This is a genomic window from Pseudomonas sp. NBRC 111139, assembly GCF_001753955.1.
GTDB lineage: Bacteria > Pseudomonadota > Gammaproteobacteria > Pseudomonadales > Pseudomonadaceae > Aquipseudomonas > Aquipseudomonas alloputida.
Genome location: NZ_BCBP01000040.1, coordinates 65,674 through 85,322, shown reverse-complemented (window position 1 = coordinate 85,322; position 19,649 = coordinate 65,674). Strand labels below are relative to the sequence as shown.

At 62.0% G+C, this 19,649-nt stretch carries 12 protein-coding genes; 10 read left to right on the top strand and 2 right to left on the bottom strand.

The annotated features are described in order from the left end of the window. Both BJQ17_RS16545 and norR read right to left on the bottom strand, forming a co-directional pair. Positions 1-6,471: Ig-like domain-containing protein (locus BJQ17_RS16545; RefSeq protein ID WP_139139788.1), on the bottom strand; the 6,471-nt coding region annotated here is incomplete at its 3' end. 190 nt (positions 6,472-6,661) lie between these two features. Further along, complete coding sequence (norR, locus tag BJQ17_RS16540; RefSeq protein WP_060538643.1) at positions 6,662-8,218, bottom strand: nitric oxide reductase transcriptional regulator NorR; 1,557 nt, start codon at positions 8,216-8,218, stop codon at positions 6,662-6,664. A 154-nt stretch (positions 8,219-8,372) separates the two neighbouring features. Between norR and hmpA the strand changes: the two genes are divergently transcribed. The 10 genes from hmpA to BJQ17_RS16490 all read left to right on the top strand — a co-directional run bounded on the left by hmpA (position 8,373) and on the right by BJQ17_RS16490 (position 19,228). Continuing rightward, positions 8,373-9,551 (top strand): NO-inducible flavohemoprotein, encoded by a 1,179-nt coding sequence (gene hmpA, locus BJQ17_RS16535; protein ID WP_070096336.1) that lies wholly within the window; start codon positions 8,373-8,375, stop codon positions 9,549-9,551. A gap of 456 nt (positions 9,552-10,007) precedes the next feature. Next, entirely contained in the window at positions 10,008-10,514 is a 507-nt protein-coding gene (locus tag BJQ17_RS16530) for a disulfide bond formation protein B (protein ID WP_003248609.1), read from the top strand. Between the two features lie 559 nt (positions 10,515-11,073). Beyond that, a complete protein-coding gene (cyoA, locus tag BJQ17_RS16525; protein ID WP_003248605.1) occupies positions 11,074-12,015 on the top strand; it encodes a ubiquinol oxidase subunit II in 942 nt (313 codons plus the stop codon). A gap of 3 nt (positions 12,016-12,018) precedes the next feature. After that, on the top strand, positions 12,019-14,037 hold the full coding sequence (cyoB, locus tag BJQ17_RS16520; RefSeq protein ID WP_003248603.1) for a cytochrome o ubiquinol oxidase subunit I: 2,019 nt from the start codon (positions 12,019-12,021) through the stop codon (positions 14,035-14,037). A gap of 3 nt (positions 14,038-14,040) precedes the next feature. Next, positions 14,041-14,667 (top strand): cytochrome o ubiquinol oxidase subunit III, encoded by a 627-nt coding sequence (gene cyoC, locus BJQ17_RS16515; protein WP_012051225.1) that lies wholly within the window; start codon positions 14,041-14,043, stop codon positions 14,665-14,667. Next, the gene (gene cyoD / locus BJQ17_RS16510; RefSeq protein WP_003248599.1) at positions 14,667-14,999 is read left to right on the top strand and encodes a cytochrome o ubiquinol oxidase subunit IV; all 333 of its coding nucleotides are present in this window, start codon (positions 14,667-14,669) and stop codon (positions 14,997-14,999) included. Before cyoC ends, cyoD begins: the two co-directional genes overlap by 1 nt. A gap of 11 nt (positions 15,000-15,010) precedes the next feature. Further along, a complete protein-coding gene (cyoE, locus tag BJQ17_RS16505; protein WP_003248596.1) occupies positions 15,011-15,898 on the top strand; it encodes a heme o synthase in 888 nt (295 codons plus the stop codon). Positions 15,899-16,233: 335 nt separating this feature from the next. After that, positions 16,234-17,442, top strand: a complete 1,209-nt coding sequence (gene alaC, locus BJQ17_RS16500) for an alanine transaminase (protein ID WP_012051226.1) — start codon at positions 16,234-16,236, stop codon at positions 17,440-17,442. A gap of 114 nt (positions 17,443-17,556) precedes the next feature. Then, on the top strand, positions 17,557-18,684 hold the full coding sequence (locus BJQ17_RS16495) for a hypothetical protein (protein WP_003248592.1): 1,128 nt from the start codon (positions 17,557-17,559) through the stop codon (positions 18,682-18,684). A 160-nt stretch (positions 18,685-18,844) separates the two neighbouring features. Beyond that, positions 18,845-19,228 carry a YkgJ family cysteine cluster protein gene (locus BJQ17_RS16490; protein WP_003248590.1) on the top strand — a complete coding sequence of 128 codons (384 nt, stop codon included), beginning with the start codon at positions 18,845-18,847 and terminating at the stop codon, positions 19,226-19,228. Positions 19,229-19,649 lie beyond the last annotated feature (421 nt).

Genomic DNA, 19,649 nt, shown 5'->3' with positions numbered 1-19,649 from the left:
GGCACCGGGCTCGCCGCGACCGCTCAGGGCCAGGCCGTCAGCACCAACTGTAATATTGGTTACTGCGTCAGGCGGTGTGATGTCCGGCGCATCGAATTGCAATGGGGCAGAGCTGTTGCCGCTGGCATCCACCAGACGCACGTCGAGTGCTTCGCCATTGGTCTGGGCAGGCGACAGGGTGAGGCTGAACAGGCCGTCGGCACCGACGACACCAGTACCGATGACAGTACCGCCGGCATCGCGCACCTGCACGGTAGCGCCGGGCTCGCCGCGACCGGTGAAGGTGACGCCATCGGCCAGGGCCAGGTCAGTCGGTTGTGCTGGCGGCAGCAAGTCGGCCGAGGTGACCGAGCCCGGCTGCGATACGTTGCCGGCGGCGTCGGTGAGGGTGACTTGCAAGGTGCTGCCGTCGTTCACGGCGGGGTCCAGGGTAATGACGAAGGTGCCATCTGCAGCGACGGTGCCGGTCGCGAGGATGTTGCCGGCCGCGTCACGCACCTGCACCGTAGAGCCGGCTTCGCCGCGACCGCTGAGCTGGCTGCCGGCAAGGCCGATCACCAGATTGGTCGGTGCTTCAGGCGGGGTGGTATCGCCGCCATCGATGTCCGGCGCGGTAAGGTTGCTGGCGGTGGAGGTGTTGCCTGCCGCATCGGTGGCCGTCACTTGCAGCACCTCGCCGTCTATTTGCGGCGGGTCGAGGGTGATGCTGAAGCTGCCGGTAGCGCCAACTACCACGCTACCCAGCACAGTGGTGCCGTCGGCGGCCAGCACGCGTACGGTGCTGCCCGGTTCGGCGCGGCCGGTGACAACGCTGCCGTCCGCGCTGACCGCCAGTTCGGTTGGGGCGGCAGGGGCGGTGATGTCGGGCGCGGTGATCTGGGCGGGCAGCGAGGAAATGCCGCCGTCATCGATGGCCACCACGTCCAGCAGTTCGCCGTTGGCTTGTGCGGGATTCAGCTCGATGCTGAAGCTGCCATCGGCGTTGGCAATGGCACTGCCAATCAGGGTGCCGTTGGCATCATGCACTTCCACACGGGTGCCGGCAGGTGCGGTACCGCTGATGCTGCTGCCGTCTTCGGCGAACACCAGGTCGCTGGGGCTGGCAGGCGCAGTGGTGACCGGGACTTCGAATTGCAGTGCCGAGGAAGCGTTGCCGCTTGGGTCGGTCTGTACCAGGCTCAATTGTTCGCCCGGCTGAGCGGCCGGACTCAGGTCGATCAGGAAGGTGCCGTTGGCACCGACCACACCCGTGCCGATCACGGTGCCATTGGCATCACGCACTTCCACAGTAGCACCGGGTTCGCCGCGACCGCTCAGGGCCAGGCCGTCAGCACCAACTGTAATATTGGTTACTGCGTCAGGCGGTGTGATGTCCGGCGCATCGAATTGCAGCGGCGCAGAGGCGTTGCCGTCAGCATCCACCAAGCGTACGTCGAGGGCTTCGCCGTTGGCCTGGGCAGGTGACAGGGTGAGGCTGAACAGGCCGTCGGCACCGACGACACCGGTGCCAATCAGGTTGCCGGCAGCATCGCGCACCTGCACGGTGGCACCGGGCTCGCCGCGACCGGTGAAGGTGACGCCATCGGCCAAGGCTAGGTCAGTCGGTTGCGCGGGCGGCAGCAAGTCGGCCGAGGTGACCGAGCCCGGTTGCGATACGTTGCCGGCAGCGTCGGTGAGGGTGACTTGCAAGGTGCTGCCGTCGTTCACGGCAGGGTCCAGGGTGACGGTGAAGGTGCCATCTGCAGCGACGTTGCCAGTCGCGAGGATGTTGCCTGCCGCGTCACGTACCTGCACGGTAGAGCCGGCTTCGCCTCGACCACTGAGCTGGCTGCCGGCAAGGCCGATCACCAAGTCAGTCGGGGCTGCCGGTGGCGTGGTATCGATCCCGTCGATATCCGGTGCGGTGACTGCGCTGCTTGGCGATGTGTTGCCAGCGGCATCGGTCGCCGTGGCCTGCAGCACTTCGCCGTCAACTTGTGGCGGGTTGAGGTTGAGGCTGAACACGCCGGTCGGGCCGACCACGGCAGTGCCCAGTTCGGTGCCGTCGGCAGCCAGGACACGCACGGTGCTACCCGGTTCGGCACGGCCGGTGATCACGCTGCCGTCCGCGCTCACGGCCAGTTCGGTCGGTGCGGCAGGGGCGGTGATGTCGGGCGCGGTGATTTGGGCGGGCAGCGAGGAAATGCCGCCGTCATCGATGGCGACCACGTCCAGCAGTTCGCCGTTGGCTTGTGCGGGATTCAGTTCGATGCTGAAGCTGCCATCGGCGCTGGCAATGGCACTGCCAATCAACGTGCCGTTGGCGTCATGCACTTCCACACGGGTGCCAGCAGGTGCGGTACCGGTGAGGGTGGTGCCATCAGCATTGATGGCCAGATTGCTCGGGCTATCGGGCGCAGTGGTCAGCGGTACGTCGTACTCAGTAGCCACGGACGCATTGCCGCTTGGGTCGGTCTGCACCAGGCTCAACTGCTCGCCCGGCTGTGCGGCTGGGGCGAGGTTGATCAGGAAGGTGCCGTTGGTACCCACGACACCCGTGCCGATCACGGTGCCATTGGCATCGCGAACTTCGACGGTGGCGCCCGGTTCGCCGCGACCGCTCAGGGCCAGGCCGTCAGCACCAACTGCAATATTGGTTACTGCTTCAGGTGGGGTGATATCCGGCGCATCGAATTGCAATGGGGCAGAGCTGTTGCCGGCGGCATCCACCAGACGCACGTCGAGTGCTTCACCATTGGCCTGGGCCGGCGACAGGGTGAGGCTGAACAGGCCGTCGGCACCTACGACACCAGTACCGATGACAGTACCGCCGGCATCGCGCACCTGCACGGTAGCACCGGGCTCGCCGCGACCAGTGAAGGTGACGCCATCGGCCAGGGCCAGGTCAGTCGGTTGTGCGGGCGGCAGCAAGTCGGCCGAGGTGACCGAGTCAGGCTGGGATACGTTGCCGGCGGTGTCGGTGAGGGTGACTTGCAAGGTGCTGCCGTCGTTCACGGCAGGGTCCAGGGTAATGACGAAGGTGCCATCTGCAGCGACGGTGCCGGTCGCGAGGATGTTGCCGGCCGCGTCACGCACCTGCACGGCAGTGCCGGCTTCGCCTCGACCGCTGAGCTGGCTGCCGGCAAGGCCGATCACCAGATTGGTCGGTGCTTCAGGCGGGGTGGTATCGCCGCCATCGATGTCCGGCGCGGTGACCGAGCTGGCAACGGAAGTGTTGCCAGCGGCATCGGTCGCGGTGGCCTGCAGCACTTCGCCGTCAACTTGTGGCGGGTTGAGGTTGAGGCTGAACACGCCGGTCGGGCCGACCACGGCAGTGCCCAGTTCGGTGCCGTCGGCAGCCACGATGCGCACGGTGCTGCCTGGTTCGGCACGGCCGGTGATAACGCTGCCGTCCGCGCTCACGGCCAGTTCGGTCGGTGCGGCAGGGGCGGTGATGTCGGGCGCGTTGATTTGTGCGGGCAGCGAGGAAACGCCGCCGTCATCGATGGCGACCACGTCCAGCAGTTCGCCGTTGGCCTGGGGCGGGTCGAGGGTTACGGTGAAGCTGCCGTCGAGGCCAGCCACCACAGTGCCAATCAGCGTGCCGTTGGCGTCATGTACTTCCACACGGGTGCCGGCCGGCGCGGTACCGGTGAGGGTGGTGCCATCAGCATTGATGGCCAGATTGCTCGGGCTATCGGGCGCAGTGGTCAGCGGTACGTCGTACTCGGTAGCCACCGAAGCGTTGCCGCTTGGGTCGGTCTGCACCAGGCTCAACTGCTCGCCTGGCTGTGCGGCCGGGGCGAGGTCGATCAGGAAGGTGCCGTTGGCACCGACAACACCCGTGCCGATCACGGTGCCATTGGCATCACGCACGTCCACTGTGGCCCCCGGCTCGCCACGACCGCTCAGGGCCGTTCCACCTGGGCCGACCAGGATGTCGGTGACCGCATCGGGCGGTGTGATGTCGGGGGTTGTGAACTCCAGCGGTATCGAACTGTTGCCGGCGGCATCCACCTGGCGGATGTCCAGGGCTTCGCCGTTGGCCTGGGCAGGCGACAGGGCAATGCTGAACAGGCCGTCGGCCCCGACGACACCGGTGCCAATCAGGTTGCCGGCTGCATCGCGTACCTGGACGGTAGCACCGGGCTCACCTCGACCGGTGAAGGTGACACCATCGGTCAGGGCCAGGTCAGTCGGTTGTGCTGGCGGCAGCAAGTCGGCCGAGGTGACCGAGCCTGGTTGCGATACGTTGCCAGCGGCGTCGGTGAGGGTGACTTGCAAGGTGCTGCCGTCGTTCACGGCAGGGGCCAGGGTAATGACGAAGGTGCCATCTGCAGCGACGTTGCCAGTCGCGAGGATGTTGCCGGCCGCGTCACGCACCTGCACCGTAGAGCCGGCTTCGCCTCGACCACTGAGTTGGCTGCCGGCAAGACCGATCACCAAGTCAGTCGGGGCTGCCGGTGGCGTGGTATCGATCCCGTCGATATCCGGTGCGGTGACTGCGCTGCTTGGCGATGTGTTGCCAGCGGCATCGGTCGCGGTGGCCTGTAGCACTTCGCCGTCAACTTGTGGCGGGTTTAGGTTGAGGCTGAACACGCCGGTCGGGCCGACCACGGCAGTGCCCAGTTCGGTGCCGTCGGCAGCCAGGACACGCACGGTGCTACCCGGTTCGGCACGGCCGGTGATAACACTGCCATCCGCGCTGACCGCCAGTTCGGTTGGGGCGGCAGGGGCGGTGATGTCGGGCGCGGTGATCTGGGCGGGCAGCGAGGAAATGCCGCCGTCATCGATGGCGACCACGTCCAGCAGTTCGCCGTTGGCTTGTGCGGGATTCAGTTCGATGCTGAAGCTGCCATCGGCGCTGGCAATGGCACTGCCAATCAACGTGCCGTTGGCATCATGCACTTCCACACGGCTGCCGGCCGGCGCGGTACCGGTGAGGGTGGTGCCATCAGCATCGATGGCCAGATTGCTCGGGCTGTCGGGCGCAGTGGTCAGCGGTACGTCGTACTCAGTAGCCACCGAAGCATTGCCGCTTGGGTCGGTCTGTACCAGGCTCAACTGCTCGCCCGGCTGTGCGGCTGGGGCGAGGTCGATCAGGAAGGTGCCGTTGGCACCGACCACACCCGTGCCGATCACGGTGCCACTGGCATCGCGCACTTCCACAGTGGCACCCGGCTCGCCCTGACCACTCAGGGCCAGGCCGTCAGCACCAACTGCAATATTGGTTACTGCTTCAGGTGGGGTGATATCCGGCGCATCGAATTGCAATGGGGCAGAGCTGTTACCGGCGGCATCCACCAGACGCACATCGAGTGCTTCACCATTGGCCTGGGCAGGCGACAGGGCAATGCTGAACAGGCCGTCGGCACCGACGACACCAGTACCGATGACAGTACCGCCGGCATCGCGCACCTGCACGGTAGCACCGGGCTCACCGCGACCGGTGAAGGTGACGCCATCGGCAAGGGCCAGGTCGGTCGGTTGTTCAGGGGCTGTAGTATCAGGGGTGTCGACGTCCGGTGCCGTGATGTTGGCAACTGGCGAGCTATTGCCTGCCGCGTCTGCAGCGCTGACCTCCAGGGCCTGGCCGTCGCTTTGTGGCGGTTGCAGGGTGATGCTGAACTGGCCGTCCGCACCGGCCACCGCAGTGCCCAGCAATACGCCACCTGCGCCTCGTACGGATACCGTCGAGCCGGGCTCGGCACGACCGGTGAGGGTGTTACCCTGCTCATTGATTGCCAGGTCGGTCGGCGCCAGTGGTGCAGTTGCGTCCGGTGCAGTGACAGTGCCAGGCGCCGAGACATTGCCGGCGGCGTCGGTCAGGGTGACATCAAGGTTTTCGCTGTTGATCTGCGGCGCATTCAACGTCACGTTGAAGTTGCCGTCGGCACCCACTGTGCCGCTGCCGATCAGGTTGCCGGCGTCGTCGCGGATGTTCACCGTGGTGCCTGCTTCGCCACGTCCGGTCAGACGCAGGCCATCCGGTGAAACCAGCAGGTCGATCGGCGTGGCCGGTGCGCTGGTGTCGGGGTCGGAACCGCCGCTGCTGCCCCCGCCTCCATTGTCCGCCGCTGCTGCTGCGCCGCCCACGCCCAGCAGGCTGAGCCCGGCAATCGCCCAAGTTGGCATGGCGCTGCCTGCAGTACCGATGCCTGCGACCAGTTCGTCCAGCGAGGCCACTTCTTCGAAGGTGAAACCGGTGAACGCTGCCGCATCGTACTGGGCATGCCACAGGGTGCCGTCTTCGCCGACGAAGACCATATCGCTGCCGACCCCGGCCTGGTCCACGGCGAAGAAGTTACCGATGGTGACCTTTTCCCCCGACTTCAGGGTGACGATCAGGTCCTGCCCGCGCTGGGTGACCGTGGCCACTTTGTCTGGAGATACCGGTACCTGCACGACGCTTGGTGCTTTGAGATTGATATTGCCCCAGGCGCTCTGAGTGGCGACTTCGGATTGCTTATCGGCGACGACGATGTTGTCCATGGATGCTCCCTGCTGATATCCGGATCCCCCGGCCCGAGTGTTCGGGCCACAACCGACGTAACAGAGCCCTTTCAGGGGTCTTACGCACAGCCTCGACCAGGCAGTCGACAAACGGGTGGTTAGGGAGATATAGCAGCCGGTGGGGAAGCAACCAGATGGCTTTCTGGGTTAATCCTTTGGTAGAAAAGCCTCAGCGAAGCCCTAGCCTGCGGGCCAAACGGCTCAGGTTTGCGCGGTCCAGACCGAGTTCGCGGGCCGCTGCTGCCCAGTTGTCCTGATGCCGCTGCAGGCAGGCTTCGATCACCTGTCGCTGGTAACTATCGACGGCTTCACGCAAGCCGCCTTCAGGCGTGGTGACCACTTGCAGCGGTGCAGCAGGGGAGGGCAGCGTGCCTGGCGTGGTTGCCGACACACGCAGGTCCAGGTCGATGGCTTCGAGGGTGAGGATACGTGGCCGATCAGGGTGCTGGCCCAGCGCCTTGAGTGCCGAGCGGCCGATCAGGTGTTCCAGTTCGCGCACGTTGCCTGGCCAGTCGTAGGCGATCAACGCGGCTTGGGCCTCATGGCTCAGGCGCAGGCTGTTCAGGCCCAGCCGTGAACGGTTCTGTTCGAGGAAGTAGCCCGCCAATAGCAGCACGTCTCGCCCACGTTCGCGCAAAGGTGGTACGTGCAGCGGGTAAACGCTGAGGCGGTGATAGAAGTCGGCGCGAAAGTTGCCCGTACGCACCTCGGCAGCGAGGTCGCGGTTGGTAGCGGCGATCAGGCGCACGTCCACCCGGTGCTCGCGGTCCGAACCCAGGCGCTGCAGCTGGCCGCTTTGCAGCACGCGTAGCAGTTTCGCCTGCACCGTCAGCGGCAGTTCGCCAACTTCGTCGAGGAACAGCGTGCCGCCGTTGGCCAGTTCGAACTTGCCGCGGCGCTCGCCATGCGCGCCGGTGAAGGCGCCGCGCACATGACCGAACAGTTCGCTTTCCACCAAGGTGTCGGGCAGGGCGGCGCAGTTGAGGCTGACCAGCGGCTTGTCGGCGCGGTTACTGGCCTGGTGCAGGGCCTGGGCCACCAGCTCCTTGCCAACCCCGGTTTCGCCGGTGATCAGCACGGTCAGGTCGCTGCTGCCGACCAGACGAATTTCCTCCACCAGGCGTTTGTGCGCGGGGCTCTGGCCAATCAGCTCTCTATCCTGGCCGCTGGCCTGACGGTAGAGCTCGGCGCGATGGTGTTCGTCTTCGGCGCGCAGGGCCAGGTGCTCGATACGCTCGGCTACGGTAACGGTGGCGGCAGCCAGGCTGGCAAAGGCCTGCAGGGCATCCAGCTCCAGGCTCTGAAACTGCCCGGGGGTGAGGGCGTCGAGGGTGACCAGGCCCCATGGGCGCTCATCGACCATCAACGGGCAGCCCATGCAGTCGTGCACTTCAAGGTCGGCATCGGGGGCATTGACCAAACCATCGTAGGGGTCGGGCAGTTCGGAATCGCTGGCGAATCGGGTGGGTTCCGGGCGGCTGAGCAGTATCTGGAAACGCGGGTGCTCGCTGACCCGAAAGCGCCGGCCGAGGGTGTCGGGGCTAAGGCCATCCACTGCCAGCGGCACCAGCCATTCACCATCCAGTCGCAGCAGTGCTGCAGCATCGCACGGCAGCAGGCCACGCATGGCTTGCAACAGGCGGCGGTAGCGTTCCTGGTCGGGCAAATCGCGGGACAGGTCGCTGACCAGGGGCAGGAGGGTGGTGAGCAGTGGCTGTGTAGTCATATGGACTCCTATGGGTCGATATGACTATACGCAGAGGTGGGTCGTTTTGACATGACCTGCATCAAACCCCTGATTTTGCTGGCGATAAAAGTTGGCACGATTGCTGTAATGGCAGGGGCAGTCATTTGAAGCCACAGGCTCAGGAGTTGTTGCAATGCTCAATGCCGAACAACGTGCAATCATCAAGGCCACTGTACCTCTGCTGGAAAGCGGCGGCGAAGCGCTGACCACCCACTTCTACAAGATGATGCTCAGCGAATACCCCGAGGTACGGCCGCTGTTCAACCAGGCCCACCAGGCCAGTGGCGATCAGCCGCGTGCGCTGGCTAATGGCGTGTTGATGTATGCCCGCCATATCGACCAGCTGGAGCAACTGGGCGGTCTGGTTGGGCAGATCATCAACAAGCATGTTGCCCTGCAGATTCTGCCGGAGCACTACCCGATTGTCGGAAGCTGCCTGCTGCGCGCCATCGAGGAAGTGCTGGGCAAGGACATTGCCACCCCTGCGGTGATCGACGCGTGGGGCGCGGCCTATGGCCAGCTGGCCGACATTCTGATTGGCGCTGAAGAAAACCTCTATAAAGAGAAGGAAGAGGCCGAGGGTGGCTGGCGCGGTACCCGTGAATTCCGCCTGGTACGCCGCGAGCAGGAAAGCAGCGAGATCGTTTCGTTCTACTTCGCCCCGGTGGATGGCATGCCGGTGCTCAAGGCAGAACCTGGCCAGTACATCGGTCTGAAACTTGACCTTGACGGTGCAGAGCAGCGCCGCAACTATTCCCTGTCGGCGCTGTGCGACGGCAAGGAATACCGCATTAGCGTCAAGCGCGAGGCGGGCGGCAAGGTCTCCAACTACCTGCACGATGAGCTGGTGGTGGGCGATACCCTGAAACTGTTCCCGCCTGCGGGTGACTTCACCCTGGCAGCCAGCGACAAGCCGCTGGTGCTGATCAGCGGAGGGGTGGGCATTACCCCGACCCTGGCGATGCTGCAGGCAGCACTGCAAACCCGGCGCGAGGTGCACTTCATCCACTGTGCGCGTAACGGCGCGGTGCATGCCTTCCGGGACTGGATCGATGGCCTGGCGGCGCGCCATCCACAGCTCAAGCGCTTCTACTGCTATGCCGAGCCGGAAGGTGGCGCTGCGGCCGACGCCGTGGGTTTGCTCAGTGAAGACCTGCTTGCCGAGTGGCTGCCGCAGGAGCGTGACGTGGACGCCTACTTCCTCGGCCCCAAGGGCTTCATGGCGGCGGTCAAACGCCAGCTGAAGGGCCTGGGGGTGCCGGAGCAGCAGAGCCGCTACGAGTTCTTCGGGCCGGCGGCAGCGCTGGAGTGATATAGCGCCTGTGCCGGCCTCTTCGCGGGCACGCCCGCTCCCACAGGTATTGCACCGGTCTTGAATGTGGTGCCGTCTCTGTAGGAGCGGGTTTACCCGCGAAGGGGCCGGTACAGGCTTATAAAGTACTCGTCCCCCCGCTGCAGCACACCGTTCTGCCTATATATAAAGGAAAGATGAAACCGGGCGCTGCGCTTTCATCCTTAATCATCCTTTAATCACGGTATCCTTCACTCCCGGGTGTCGAGGGGCTTGCCCCTGCGCGGCACCTGGGCAGCCGTTTTTTTGCCGCCCGGCGTTGAACCGACGTCGTTGCGGCCGGTCTCAGTCACACTGGATAGCCCTGCGCAGTGCTTCCGCGACGCTCCCTCGGCATGCTCACAGGCCATGCCCAGCGTGTAGACTTGCGCCCAGGCAGGCGGACCACGCTGCCACTATCCATCGAAGGAACCGGCAATGAACGAACAAACATCGCGCCTGAATCGGGAACGGCGCTTTCTGGTGCTGTTGGGGCTGATCTGCCTTTCACTGATCGGCGGCGCCCTCTACATGCAGGTGGTGCTAGGCGAGGCACCTTGCCCGTTGTGCATCCTGCAGCGTTATGCGTTGCTGTTCATTGCCGTGTTTGCCTTCATCGCTGCGGCGATGCCTGGGCGCCGCAGCCTGACCTTCTTCGAGGCATTGGTGGTGCTCAGTGCAATTGGCGGAATCGTTGCGGCTGGCAACCATGTGTATATACTCGCCAACCCCATGGTCAGTTGCGGTATCGATACCCTGCAGCCGATCGTGGATGACCTGCCACTGGCAAAGCTGTGGCCACTGGCGTTTCAGGTCGACGGCTTCTGCAGCACGCCGTATCCGCCGATCCTCGGCCTGTCGCTGGCGCAATGGGCACTTGTGGCGTTCGTGCTGACCGCCGTCCTCGTCCCGCTCGGTATCTACCGCAATCGACGCCAGGCTTAGACAAAAGTCCCGAATTGCATGGGGTCTTTTGCACCGCATGAGAAGAGGGAAAAGTTGCGCACCGCTTGATCCAGATCAACCCACAGGCCTTGCAGAATGCGGCTTTGAGGCCTAGCAAGCGGGGTGCGACAAACTGTCGCGAAGTTGAATTATTGAGCAGCATTGTTACGTATTCTGTAAAAGACTGTTGCTCAATAAGTCATAGTCAAGGGTTGGCGACCTATCTACAATCGCCCCCAATTTCCGTTCGGCACTGCTTGCGAGTCGCAGGATTGAAGGAAGCCCCAGCGCTCCTTTTTGCTGACTTCGTCAAGTTTCGCCCAACGGCGATACCGGGCGGACACCCCTCCGCGTTTTCCCGCACCAAATGGACTTGGTCTGAAGTACAGGCCTGTTGCCTACGAAACCATAAGCACCGCTAACCCGCTTGAAGCCAAGGTCCTGCAGTCGGACCCCAGGCAGGAGCGAGTACGGGCGCGAAATGCCTCACTTGGCAGGACGAAGTGTTGGCTACCAAAACACAAATTGCATTGAAGCAAGCTGATCTAGAGGTCGTGAGATGAGTAAAAAGCGTTACCCCAGACTGTTTGGCATATTGCCCTTTTTAGGCATGCTTTTACTCAGTGGGTGCAACTGGACCCTGCTCGACCCGAAGGGCCAGGTCGGCATTGAGCAAAAGAACCTGATCCTGATCGCTACCGGCCTGATGCTGCTGGTGGTAATCCCTGTGATCATCATGACCCTGGCGTTCGCCTGGAAGTACCGTGCTTCCAACAAGGCAGCCACCTACACCCCTGACTGGTCGCACTCGACCAAGATCGAGGCCGCGGTGTGGATCATCCCGATCCTGATCATCATCGCCCTGGGTTACGTCACCTACCACTCCACCCACAAGCTGGACCCTTATCGTCCGCTGGATTCGGACGTTAAGCCGATTCAGATCGACGTGGTCGCGCTGGACTGGAAGTGGCTGTTCATCTACCCGGAGCAGGGCATTGCCACGGTCAACAAGATCGTCTTCCCGGCTAACACTCCGGTCAACTTCCGCGTCACTTCCGACGCCGTGATGAACTCGTTCTTCATCCCGGGCCTGGGCGGTCAGATCTACGCCATGGCCGGCATGACCACCAAGCTGCACCTGATCGCCAACGAAAACGGCGAATTCGACGGTATCAGCGCCAACTACAGCGGTGCTGGCTTCACCGGCATGAAATTCAAGGCTACTGCCACCTCTCAGGAAGACTTCGACAAGTGGGTCGCTGAAGTCAAGCAGTCGCCGAAGAAGCTGGACAAGGCCGAATACGACGCCTTGGCCAAACCAAGCGAAAACAACCCGGTCGCGCTGTATAGCGAGGCTTCGCCTGAGCAGTTCCAGCTGATCGTCGACAAGTACGAAGGCATGAACCGCGGTCGTAGCCACGAAGAAGCAGGCAGCAAAGATCTGGCCACAACCAAGGGTGTGGAATCGAGTATGCAACCAGCTGCCGGTGCAGAGGAGTAAGAGATGTTCGGTAAATTAAGCCTGGAGGCGATACCCTATCACGAGCCGATAGTCATGGTGACGCTTGCCATGATCGCGCTCGGCGGTATCGCTGTCGTCGGTCTTATCACCTATTTCCGCAAGTGGACCTACTTGTGGAGCGAGTGGCTGACTACTGTCGACCACAAAAAGATCGGCGTGATGTACATCATCGTCGCGATGGTCATGCTGCTGCGCGGCTTTGCCGACGCCATCATGATGCGTACCCAGCTGGCTGCCGCAACCGGCGGCTCCGAAGGCTACCTGCCGCCTGAACACTATGACCAGATCTTCACCGCTCATGGTGTGATCATGATCATCTTCATGGCGATGCCGTTCTTCACCGGCCTGATGAACCTGGCGGTTCCTCTGCAGATCGGTGCACGTGACGTTGCCTTCCCGTTCCTGAACTCCCTGAGCTTCTACCTGCTGCTGGCAGGCGTGCTGCTGGTCAACATCTCGCTGGGCGTTGGTGAATTCGCCAAGACCGGCTGGGTTGCCTATCCGCCGCTCGCGGGCATTCAGTACAGCCCTGGGGTGGGTGTCGACTACTACATCTGGGCGCTACAGCTATCCGGATTGGGTACGACGCTTACCGGCGTGAACTTCCTCGTCACCGTGATGAAGATGCGCGCACCTGGCATGAAACTGATGGACATGCCGATCTTCACCTGGACCTGCACCTGGGCCAACGTACTGATCGTCGCTTCGTTCCCGATCCTGACTGCTGCACTCGCTCTGCTGACTGTTGACCGTTATCTGGACTTCCACATCTTCACCAACGAGCTTGGTGGGAACCCGATGATGTACGTCAACCTGTTCTGGGCGTGGGGTCACCCTGAGGTTTACATCCTGATCCTGCCGGCCTTCGGCGTGTTCTCGGAAGTCACTTCGACGTTCTCTGGCAAACGCCTGTTCGGCCACCACTCGATGATTTACGCATCGGGCGCGATCGCCATCCTCGGCTTTGCTGTATGGCTGCACCACTTCTTCACCATGGGTGCCGGCGCCAGCGTCAACACCTTCTTCGGCCTGGCGACGATGCTGATCTCCATTCCGACCGGTGTGAAGCTGTTCAACTGGCTGTTCACCATGTACCAAGGCCGTGTGCGCTTCACCGCACCGATGCTCTGGACCCTGGGCTTCATGGTCACCTTCTCCATCGGTGGCATGACCGGCGTACTGCTGGCCGTTCCGGGTGCTGACTTCGTCCTGCACAACAGCCTGTTCGTAATTGCGCACTTCCACAACGTGATCATCGGTGGCGCGGTATTCGGCTACATCGCCGGTTTCGCCTTCTGGTTCCCGAAAGCCTTCGGCTTCACCCTGAACGAGAAGTGGGGCAAAGCTGCCTTCTGGTTCTGGCTGTCGGGCTTCTACGTTGCGTTCATGCCGCTGTACGCCCTGGGCTTCATGGGCATGACCCGTCGTCTGAACCACTCCGACAACCCACTGTGGGAACCCTACCTGTACGTAGCCGTTGTCGGCGCCGTGCTGATCCTGTTCGGTATCGCTTGCCAGCTGATCCAGATCTTCGTTTCGGTCCGCGACCGCAACCAGAACCTGGACGTGACCGGCGACCCATGGGGCGGCCGTACCCTGGAATGGTCGACTTCTTCGCCACCTCCGTTCTACAACTTCGCTCACATGCCTGAGAAAGTTGGCCTGGACTGCTGGCACGAAGCCAAGGAAGCGGGCGTTGCGTACAAGGCCCCGGCCAAGTACGAAGCCATCCACATGCCGAGCAACACTGCTACCGGTCTGTTCATGGGCCTGTTCCTGACCGTCTTCGGCTTCGCCTTCATCTGGCACATCTGGTGGCTGGTGGGCGCGAGCCTGGTTGCAACCATCGCTGTCTTCGTTCGCCACGCTGCACGTGACGACCAGGGCTACATGGTTCCGGCCGAAGAAGTGGCGCGCATCGAAGGCGAGCGTATGAAAGCGCTGGCCAAAGCAGGTGCTCTGCCTGCCGGCGCACGTGTCGAATCGTTTGAGCGGGTGTAATCAATGTCCAGTCAAGTAATGCACGGCGGCGCTGCTCATGGTCACGACCATGGGCATGACGACCACCACCACGACTCGGGCCAGATGACCGTACTGGGCTTCTGGCTGTACCTGATGACCGACTGCATCCTGTTTGCGTCGCTCTTCGCCACCTACGCGGTGCTGTCCGGCAGTTTTGCCGGCGGCCCGTCGGGTCACGACATCTTCCAGCTCGATTTCGTAGCTGTTGAAACGCTGTTCCTGCTGCTGTCCTCGATCACCTTCGGCTTCGCCATGCTGAAGATGTTCGATGGCAAGAAAGCGGGCGTACTGGGCTGGTTGGCTGTGACCTTCCTGTTCGGTGCAGGCTTCATCGCGATGGAAATCTATGAGTTCCATCACCTGATCAGCGAGGGCTTCGGCCCGCAGCGCAGTGGCTTCCTGTCGGGCTTCTTCGCCCTGGTAGGTACCCACGGTCTGCACGTGACTGCTGGTCTGATCTGGATGGCAATCATGATGTACCAGATCAACAAGCACGGCATCACGCCGACCGCCAAGACCCGCATGAGCTGCCTGAGCCTGTTCTGGCACTTCCTGGACGTGGTCTGGATCTGCGTATTCACCGTCGTTTACCTGCTGGGGGTTCTGTAATGGCTAACGCACACGACACTCATCACGAAGGTAATCACGGCAGCGTCAAGTCGTACATGATCGGTTTTGTACTGTCGATCATCCTGACTGCGATCCCGTTCGGCCTGGCCATGACTGCCAGCCTGCCGAAGAACCTGACCGTTCTGATCATTGTTGCCATGGCCGTGATCCAGGTAGTTGTTCACCTGGTTTACTTCCTGCACATGGACCGCTCGAAAGAGCAACGCAACAACGTTTCGACGTTCCTGTTCACCACCCTGGTGATCGCTCTGCTTGTCGGCCTGTCGCTGTGGATCATGTTCAGCATCCACTTCGAAATGTTGGCCAAGTGAGGTAAGACTGCATGTCCGTTAAGCACTTTATCCAAATCACCAAACCGGGGATCATTTTCGGTAACGTGCTTTCCGTGGCAGGCGGTTTCTTCCTTGCCTCGAAGGGCCATGTGGATTTCGCCCTGTTCCTGGCGGTGGTGATCGGTACTTCGCTGGTGGTCGCGTCCGGATGCGTGTTCAACAACTGCATCGACCGTGACATCGACCACAAGATGGAGCGCACCAAGAACCGCGTCATGGTCCAGGGCGGCATGTCGCTGCCCCTCGCGCTGATCTACGCCACCCTGCTCGGGGTGGCGGGTTTCAGCCTGCTGTATGTCCAGGCCAACCCGTTGTCTGCGTTCTGCGCACTGATTGGCTTTGTCGTCTATGTCGGTTTCTACAGCCTGTGGCTGAAGCGTAAATCGGTGCACGGCACCTTGGTCGGCAGCCTGTCCGGTGCCATGCCTCCGGTGATCGGCTACTGCGCCGTGAGCAACAGCTTCGACCTGGCTGCGGTAACCCTGCTGGTGATGTTCAGCCTGTGGCAAATGCCGCACAGCTTTGCCATCGCGATCTTCCGCTTCAAGGATTACAGCGCTGCCAACATTCCGGTCCTGCCGGTGGCACGTGGCATCCTGGCGGCGAAGAAGCAGATCGTGCTGTACGTGCTGGCCTTTGTGCTCGCCACCTTGATGCTTACCCTCGGCGGTTACGCCGGCCTCGGCTACCTGGCTGTGGCAGCTGCCATGGGCCTGTACTGGCTGTACATGGCCTGGGGTGGTTACAAGGCCGAGGACGACAGCAAGTGGGCTCGCAAGGTGTTCGGCTTCTCCATCCTTACCGTCACTGCCCTGAGCGTGATGATGGGTGTGGACAGCCAGACCGCTGCGGATGTGCTGATGACCTACGCACGCTGAAACTGCTGCCTGTTTCACGAAAGCCCCGGCCTCTGTGCCGGGGTTTTTTTTGGTGTTTTTCCTGGGCTGGCCTCTTCGCGGGTAAACCCGCTCCTACAGGTAAGGCGCAAATCTCCGGGACTGTGGGAAACCCGTAGGAGCGGGTTTACCCGCGAAGAGGCCAGCACAGAGAAATAAAAATTCCCAATTTTCAAATAATAGATCTGAAAAAATCTAATAAAACAGGAAATTATCCTTTACAAGTATCCTGTTTCGGCACTATCTTCTGATCCGGGCCGCCACATCGGCCAACGTCGCTCGGACGGTTCCGGGCGCTTACGTACTCAGAGGAAGCCATGGCCAACCCAGGTTCGCCGCGCCGCTTTGCGCGCATCGATCGTCTCCCCCCCTACGTCTTCAACATCACCGCCGAGCTCAAGATGGCTGCCCGCCGTCGTGGCGAGGACATCATCGACCTGAGCATGGGCAACCCCGATGGCGCCACCCCGCCGCACATCGTCGAGAAGCTGGTACAGGTCGCCCAGCGTGAAGACACCCACGGCTACTCCACCTCGCGCGGCATCCCGCGCCTGCGCCGGGCCATCTCCAACTGGTACAAGGACCGCTACGAGGTCGACATCGATCCGGAAAGCGAAGCCATCGTTACCATCGGCTCGAAAGAGGGCCTGGCCCACCTGATGCTGGCCACCCTCGACCAGGGCGATACGGTTCTGGTGCCCAACCCCAGCTACCCGATCCACATCTACGGCGCAGTGATTGCCGGTGCCCAGGTGCGTTCGGTGCCGCTGGTGCCGGGTGTGGACTTCTTCAACGAGCTTGAGCGGGCCATTCGCGAGTCCATCCCCAAGCCGAAGATGATGATCTTGGGCTTCCCGTCCAACCCGACCGCCCAGTGCGTGGAGCTGGACTTCTTCGAGCGCGTGGTGGCCCTGGCCAAGCAGTACAACGTACTGGTGGTGCATGACCTGGCCTATGCCGATATTGTCTACGACGGCTGGAAAGCCCCGTCGATCATGCAAGTGCCGGGTGCCAAGGACATTGCGGTGGAGTTCTTCACCCTGTCCAAGAGCTACAACATGGCCGGCTGGCGCATCGGCTTCATGGTCGGCAACCACGAGTTGGTCAGCGCCCTGGCACGGATCAAGAGCTATCACGACTATGGCACCTTCACCCCGCTACAGGTTGCAGCCATTGCCGCGCTGGAAGGCGACCAACAGTGCGTGCGCGACATTGCCGAGCAGTATCGCCAGCGTCGCAACCTGCTGGTCAAAGGGCTGCACGAACTGGGCTGGATGGTCGAGAACCCCAAGGCGTCGATGTACGTGTGGGCGAAGATCCCGCCGGAGTATGCACACCTGGGTTCGCTGGAGTTCTCCAAGAAGCTGCTGGCCGAGGCCAAGGTCTGCGTGTCGCCGGGGATCGGCTTTGGTGACTATGGGGACGACCATGTTCGCTTTGCGTTGATCGAGAACCAGGACCGTATTCGCCAGGCCATCCGCGGGATCCGGCAAATGTTCCGGGCTGATGGTTTGGCTCGCAAGTAAGCCCATTGGGGCTGCGAAGCAGCCCCAACTGCCTCTTGGGTGAGTTTTCCGCCTGCCTTCTGGTTACCCGTACGCCTACCGTCAGCACTCATTTCTCACCAAAGAGATCTCCCCATGAGTGTCTTCACCGCCTACTTCTGCGGCACTGGCTCGCACCGTTTCGACGACGCCAATCCCAACTTCTGGAATGGCGAGCTGGTCTCGACCCTGGCCAGTAATGACCAGAGCCGGGAATTCGCCCACTGGATCGCCGTCGACGGCCCAGGCAGCGGCAACCTTCAGGATGACAACCTGTTCGTCGAACCCGGCGGCTATTTCAACTGGACCGGCCAGCTGTTTGGCCGCGGCTGGGAGGAGAACGTCAACCATGTGCTGCAGGTCATCAAAGGCGAAAGCAGCTGGCGGCGCACCAAACTCAGTGAGCAAGAATACGAGCGGCTGAAAGCTGCCGGCGTGCCCATTCCGGACGTGTCTTCCTCCGCCTCATGGTTCTGGCGAACCTACGACTATGGCGATCGCCACCCGACCCCGCAGGAACTGCAGGAGCGCATCATCAGCATGTTCCGCAAACCGCGCCTGCCAACCCAGGTCAACCTGGTGGGCTGGAGCAGGGGAGGGATCAGCTGCCACATGCTGGCCAATGCCATGGCGCAAGACCCTGTATTGCGGGGCATACCGGTGAACATATTTGCCATCGACCCGGTGCCTGGCGTTGGTAACGTGCAAGTCGAACGCGTAACGTTGGCGGATAACGTCAAAGAGTACGTAGGCTTCTACTCAAGGGATGAGCGCTCCAAAGGTTTTGCCTGCGTGATCCCTTCGGTCGCCAAAGGGACACGGGTATGCGTTTATCCGATGCCGGGTCGCCATGCCACGCTGGTGGGCAACGCCTCGGCTGATGGCGCAGGCGATGGCAAGGTGCTGGCCGAACCTGGGCTGATCGTTCGCCACTTTGCCGAGGTTTGCCTGACCCGCTGGGGCGTGCACCTAGACAAACGTCTGGCCTTGAGCAGCAGCCAGTTGATGAAGTATCACCAGGTCATGGCGGCTGCCGACAGGCAGTATCAGGCCATGCGCAGTGAGTCCTACACGGTACTCACCGAGGGCGATAAAAATGATCGTCTGGTGCATTGTGGTGAGGTGCATACGCAGTTCAGCAAGGTACAGGGAGGCAGCTACAAGCCGAGCGCAGGCCTGGGTTTACAATGCTGGGACGCTGAAGCCTACCAGCCCATCTGCTAGCTGAAAGGGGGCGGCCGGTGAATGCACTGGTCGCCCTTGTTCAGTGGCCGGATCAGCGGCAACTTTTTTTGCATTCCCCCTCTATCCAGCGGCCCCTGGTTGGATTAAAAATGGCGCCGCGGGCCAGCCCCGATAACAACCACCTTCCCTCCGTGACATCATGTCTGAATATAACCCTTGCCTTGACTGCGGCGCCTGCTGCGGGTACTTTCGTGTGTCCTTCTTCTGGGGCGAATGCCAGTCTGCCGGGGGCGTAGTGCCGGACGACCTGGTGGTACAGATCAACCCCACGCGCGTTGCCATGATTGGCACCGATGCCAAGCCCTGCCGCTGTGTCAGCCTTCAGGGCGAGATCGGTAAAGAGGTGGCTTGTACGATTTACGCCAACCGTTCCAGCCCGTGCCGCGAGTTTGATGCGTCGTGGGAGGGTGGGGTGCATAACCCGAGCTGTGATGATGCGCGGGCAGCGTATGGCCTGCCACCCTTGACTCCGCCAGAGGCCAACGAGCCGCATTGGCCGGATGATGGGGCTGAGGTGGCCTGAAGTATCAATCAGCCTGACGCGGTCGATGTGGAGCCTTGCGTCGCGAAAGGGCCGCACAGCGGCCCCAGGCATCAGCGGCACCGCGAGAATTGCCAGGGCTGCTTTGCAGCCCCTTCGTAACGCAAGGCAGCTCCCACAGGGGACGCGCTAGCCATCAGCTGTAAGAAAATTCTAAATCTGAAACCAAATGCTTCAGGTTGCCAGGGATTGGGACTTATCCTACGACCTCAGTCGGATGCCGTCTGACATACGGGGAAATACTCCAGCGGTAGCTTCATTGCTCGCCCAAAAGGCGAGCGAGTGTGAGAGCTCGTAGTTGGTAGTCTTCCTGTCAGTTCATGGCAGCTGTAAGCGTGCAGGCTTCGGTCTGACCGTGGTGATTCCAAGACAGGGGTTGAATCGCAGTGCCTGATCAAGATTA